Annotated in this window: 6 protein-coding genes and 1 rRNA gene; 2 read left to right on the top strand and 5 right to left on the bottom strand. The window is 61.8% G+C overall.

Annotation, left to right across the window (positions count from 1 at the left end; genetic code table 11):
• On the bottom strand, positions 1-145 hold a 145-nt coding region (locus C5O79_RS37800), incomplete at its 3' end, for an SDR family NAD(P)-dependent oxidoreductase (protein ID WP_131932302.1).
• A gap of 164 nt (positions 146-309) precedes the next feature.
• Between C5O79_RS37800 and C5O79_RS37795 the strand changes: the two genes are divergently transcribed.
• Positions 310-1,281: an aldo/keto reductase gene (locus C5O79_RS37795; protein ID WP_122474199.1), complete on the top strand. Its 972-nt coding sequence runs from the start codon at positions 310-312 to the stop codon at positions 1,279-1,281.
• A 112-nt stretch (positions 1,282-1,393) separates the two neighbouring features.
• Positions 1,394-2,239, top strand: coding sequence for a 23S rRNA (adenine(2030)-N(6))-methyltransferase RlmJ (gene rlmJ / locus C5O79_RS37790; RefSeq protein WP_039339194.1), 846 nt, complete (start codon positions 1,394-1,396; stop codon positions 2,237-2,239).
• A 15-nt stretch (positions 2,240-2,254) separates the two neighbouring features.
• Here the strand turns inward: rlmJ and C5O79_RS37785 are convergent, their stop codons facing one another.
• The 4 genes from C5O79_RS37785 to rrf all read right to left on the bottom strand — a co-directional run bounded on the left by C5O79_RS37785 (position 2,255) and on the right by rrf (position 3,870).
• A complete protein-coding gene (locus tag C5O79_RS37785) occupies positions 2,255-2,623 on the bottom strand; it encodes a hypothetical protein (protein WP_174242100.1) in 369 nt (122 codons plus the stop codon).
• Between the two features lie 114 nt (positions 2,624-2,737).
• Positions 2,738-2,884, bottom strand: a complete 147-nt coding sequence (locus tag C5O79_RS37780; protein WP_006478295.1) for a DUF3563 family protein — start codon at positions 2,882-2,884, stop codon at positions 2,738-2,740.
• 215 nt (positions 2,885-3,099) lie between these two features.
• On the bottom strand, positions 3,100-3,504 hold the full coding sequence (gene cueR / locus C5O79_RS37775) for a Cu(I)-responsive transcriptional regulator (protein ID WP_039339191.1): 405 nt from the start codon (positions 3,502-3,504) through the stop codon (positions 3,100-3,102).
• 253 nt (positions 3,505-3,757) lie between these two features.
• Positions 3,758-3,870: ribosomal RNA gene (rrf, locus tag C5O79_RS37770) — 5S ribosomal RNA — on the bottom strand.
• Positions 3,871-3,883: the final 13 nt, after the last annotated feature.

Genomic DNA, 3,883 nt, shown 5'->3' with positions numbered 1-3,883 from the left:
CGGCGACCGCGTTCGCGCCGTCCTGGTTCAGGTCGGCAATCGCGACGGCCGCGCCCGCTTTCGCGAGCTCGAGTGCGATTTCCTTGCCGATGCCGCTCGCGGCGCCCGTGACGACTGCGGTCTTGCCGCTCAGATCTGCTGCCATGTCCGTCTCCTCCCGTTGTCGGATCGATAAAACAAGCGCCCACCGCATCCGCTACCGTCGCGCGATCGTGCTGGCGGGCCAGACGTCATTGTGCACGATCGGCCCCGCCGTTCGCGCGCAAAACGTCTAAGCTTAAGGTCGGTTCTGTCACGCAGGAGATTCGCATGCACTATCGACGGCTAGGCCGCTCTGGCCTGCAGATCAGCGAGCTTTCGCTCGGTTCGTGGGTGACGTACGGCAACCAGGTCGACCAGCGGGTCGCGCGCGAATGCCTGGCTGCGGCGCGCGACGCAGGCGTCAACTTCTTCGACAACGCCGAGGTCTATGCCGGCGGCAAGTCCGAGGAAATCATGGGCCACGCGCTCAAGGCGCTCGACTGGCCGCGCATCAGCTACATCGTGTCCACGAAGTTCTTCTGGGGGCTCGCCGAAGCGCCGAACCAGTATCACACGCTGAACCGGAAATACCTGCTGAACGCCATCGACGGCTCGCTGCGCCGGCTGCAACTCGACTATGTTGACCTCGTCTATTGCCATCGCCCCGACCCGAACACACCGATCGAGGAAACCGTCTGGGCGATGAGCGACATGATCGTGCGCGGCAAGGCGCTGTACTGGGGCACGTCGGAATGGAGTGCCGACGAGATCCGTGCTGCGTGCGAGATCGCCGAGCGGCATCACCTGCACAAGCCGGTCGTCGAGCAGCCGCAGTACAACCTGTTCCACCGTACGCGGGTCGAACAGGAATATGCGCGGCTCTACGAAGACTACGGTCTCGGCCTCACGACCTGGAGCCCGCTGGCATCGGGCCTGCTCACCGGCAAGTACCGTAACGGCGTGCCGCCCGGCAGCCGCGCACAGCTACAGGGTTGCGACTGGATGCGCGACCGCCTGACCAATCCGGCCGCCAACGACATCGTCGAACGGCTCGGCGCAATTGCAGCCGAGCTCGGCTGCAACACGGCCCAACTCGCGATCGCGTGGGTACTCGCAAATCCGCGCGTGAGTTCAGTCATCACAGGCGCGTCGCGGATCGAGCAGATCAGTGACAACATGCGCGCGCTCGACGTTGCCTCGAAGCTGACGCCGGATGTGAAGCAACGCATCGAGGAGGTGGTCGGCGATGCGTACGAGTAAGGCGATGCGCGGTCACTCGCGTACAATACGCGGCCCGTATCGGCGCCCGGCCTGACGGCCGCGCACGATCGATCGCTTTCATCGATTCACCTTTCGTTTCAGGCAGCCCGCCATGCTCAGTTATCGTCACGGTTTTCACGCAGGCAACCACGCGGACGTGCTCAAGCACGCCGTCGTCGTCCAGCTGCTGCGCTACCTGAACAAGAAGGACAAGTCTTACTGGTACATCGACACGCATGCAGGTGCCGGGGTGTACTCGCTGCGCGACGGCTACGCGGCGAAGACGTCGGAATTCGACACCGGCATCGGCCGCCTGTGGAACGAAAAGAACCTGCCGGAGGCGCTGGGCGACTATGTGGATGAAGTTCGCGCCCTGAACGATGACGGTGAACTGCGCTTCTACCCGGGTTCGCCGTACATCGCATGGCGATCGATGCGCGAGCAGGACCGCATGCGCCTGTTTGAAATGCACACCACGGAAATCGACGTGCTGCGCCACAATTTCCGCGATGCGGGGCGACGCGCGATGATCTTCGCCGGCGACGGCTTCGAAGGCATCAAGGCGCTGCTGCCGCCGCCGCCGCGACGCGCACTCGTGCTGATCGACCCGTCCTACGAGGACAAGAAGGATTACGCGCGCACGGTGGCGTGCGTGACGGAGTGTCTGAAGCGTTTCGCGACGGGCTGTTATGCAGTCTGGTACCCGCAGGTAACCCGAACGGAATCGCAGCGCTTTCCAGAGCAGTTGAAGCGGCTGCAACCGAACAACTGGCTGCACCTGACCCTGACGGTGTCGAATCCGCCGACTGACGGTCTGGGCCTCTACGGCAGCGGGATGTTCATTCTGAATCCGCCGTATACGCTCGCCCAGAGCATGAACGAGGCACTGCCCTACCTGGTCGAGAAGCTCGGACAGGATAGCGGCGCCCGCTGCCAGATCGAGCACCGCGGAAACTGATCGGGCAACTGGTCGTTACGGCTGTGGTCTCGGCGCGAGCCTCGGCTGGTTGGCCGGCTGCCCACCCCACGCGGGGACATTGATATACGGCGCGACGAACAGCGGAACCGACGTGTTCGGCGCCTGCCCCGCCGGAGCCCGCATCCCCGCCGGCTCGACGATCGGCTCGGACGACAACGGCGCCGTCTGCAGCACCAACCCGCCCTTGCCGTCCTGGATACCCCGTTGCGTATCGAGAATCAGCGGCTTGGACGACGTCGCGGCAACGGCCGCGAGTCCGTGGACAAGCACCGCCGCGCCCAGAACGAGACGCGCGCGGTCACTTCGACGCACATCGAGACGCAAACGCATGATCGTGTCCTTCAGGATGAAAAGCAGGTGCATACCATAGCGCTGCACTGACGATTGCGCCAGATCCGGTGCACAAAAAACAAAGCCCCGTCAAATACGGGGCTTGCTTATCGTTCGGTGCCACATGGCACCTGACCGTGACTCCGATTACAGCGAGTAGCCGTTGGTTTCCAGCGAGCGGATGCGGCTTTCGAGCTGGACGATGTCCGACGAAGTTGCGAGGTAGGCCTCACGGCGTTCACGTTCTGCGGATTCAAACCAGTTGCTCAGCTTTTCGACGATGTAGGCGATCATGACGTTCTCCAAGGAAGGGGGACCCCTGGTGAATCGATGTTCAGGGATTTCCCGTATAGGGTTATCCCGAATTATAGCGATGCCGCACCAAGATGCTAATGAAATACTTGCATGGCAGCCATTCCTTATCGGAATGATTTCCCGCAAGAACATCATAACCAATTGATTTTTATGGAAAAAGAATCGAAGCTCGGTTGTGGCCTCGAGCGCGCGCACTAATTTGGTTCACCGATGGGGTCGGACAGACGCGCCAAAATCGGGCATTCGGGCCGCCCATCACCATGACAGTGCGCAGCAAGATCCGCCAGTGTGTCGCGCATGTCGCTCAGCTCGGCGATGCGCTTGTCGAGTTCGGCCACATGCTCGAGGGCAATCGACTTCACTTCGGCGCTCGCGCGGGAACGGTCTTGCCAGAGCATCAGGAGCTTGCGGATGTCCTCGACGAGAAAGCCAAGGCGTCGCGCCTGACGGATGAAGCGCAGGATATGGATCTCGTCTGCGCCGTAGATCCGGTAGCCGGCGTCGGTACGCTTGCTCGGCGCCAGCAAGCCGACCTGTTCGTAGTACCGGATCATCTTTGCGCTGACTCCGGATTCGCGCGACGCGTCGCCAATATTCATTCCGCCCTCTCCATCAAGCCCTGGTTTCGAACATGAGCGTCGACGTGTGCAATCGCCGACGGCAAGTCGATCGTATCAAATCGCGTGGTTTCGTTCCGGGGTAAGGATTGACTGCAGGTTGGCGGCTGATTGATCTGACGTGCGCGCCGTTGGGATGTGATGAATGGAGGCGCTCTTTTCTCGCCACACATGCATTTCCGCCGCGCCAATGCAAAAACCCCCGCCTTTCGGGCGGGGGTTTCTGGCTTAGGGAGCCTGACGATTACCTACTTTCACACGGGAATCCGCACTATCATCGGCGTAGAGTCGTTTCACGGTCCTGTTCGGGATGGGAAGGGGTGGGACCGACTCGCTATGGTCATCAGGCAAAGAGGGTTGT

Source organism: Burkholderia sp. SRS-25, assembly GCF_004343765.1.
Lineage (GTDB): Bacteria > Pseudomonadota > Gammaproteobacteria > Burkholderiales > Burkholderiaceae > Burkholderia > Burkholderia contaminans.
Note: the sequence above shows the minus strand (reverse complement) of the source record. Positions and strands in the feature narration are given on the sequence as shown.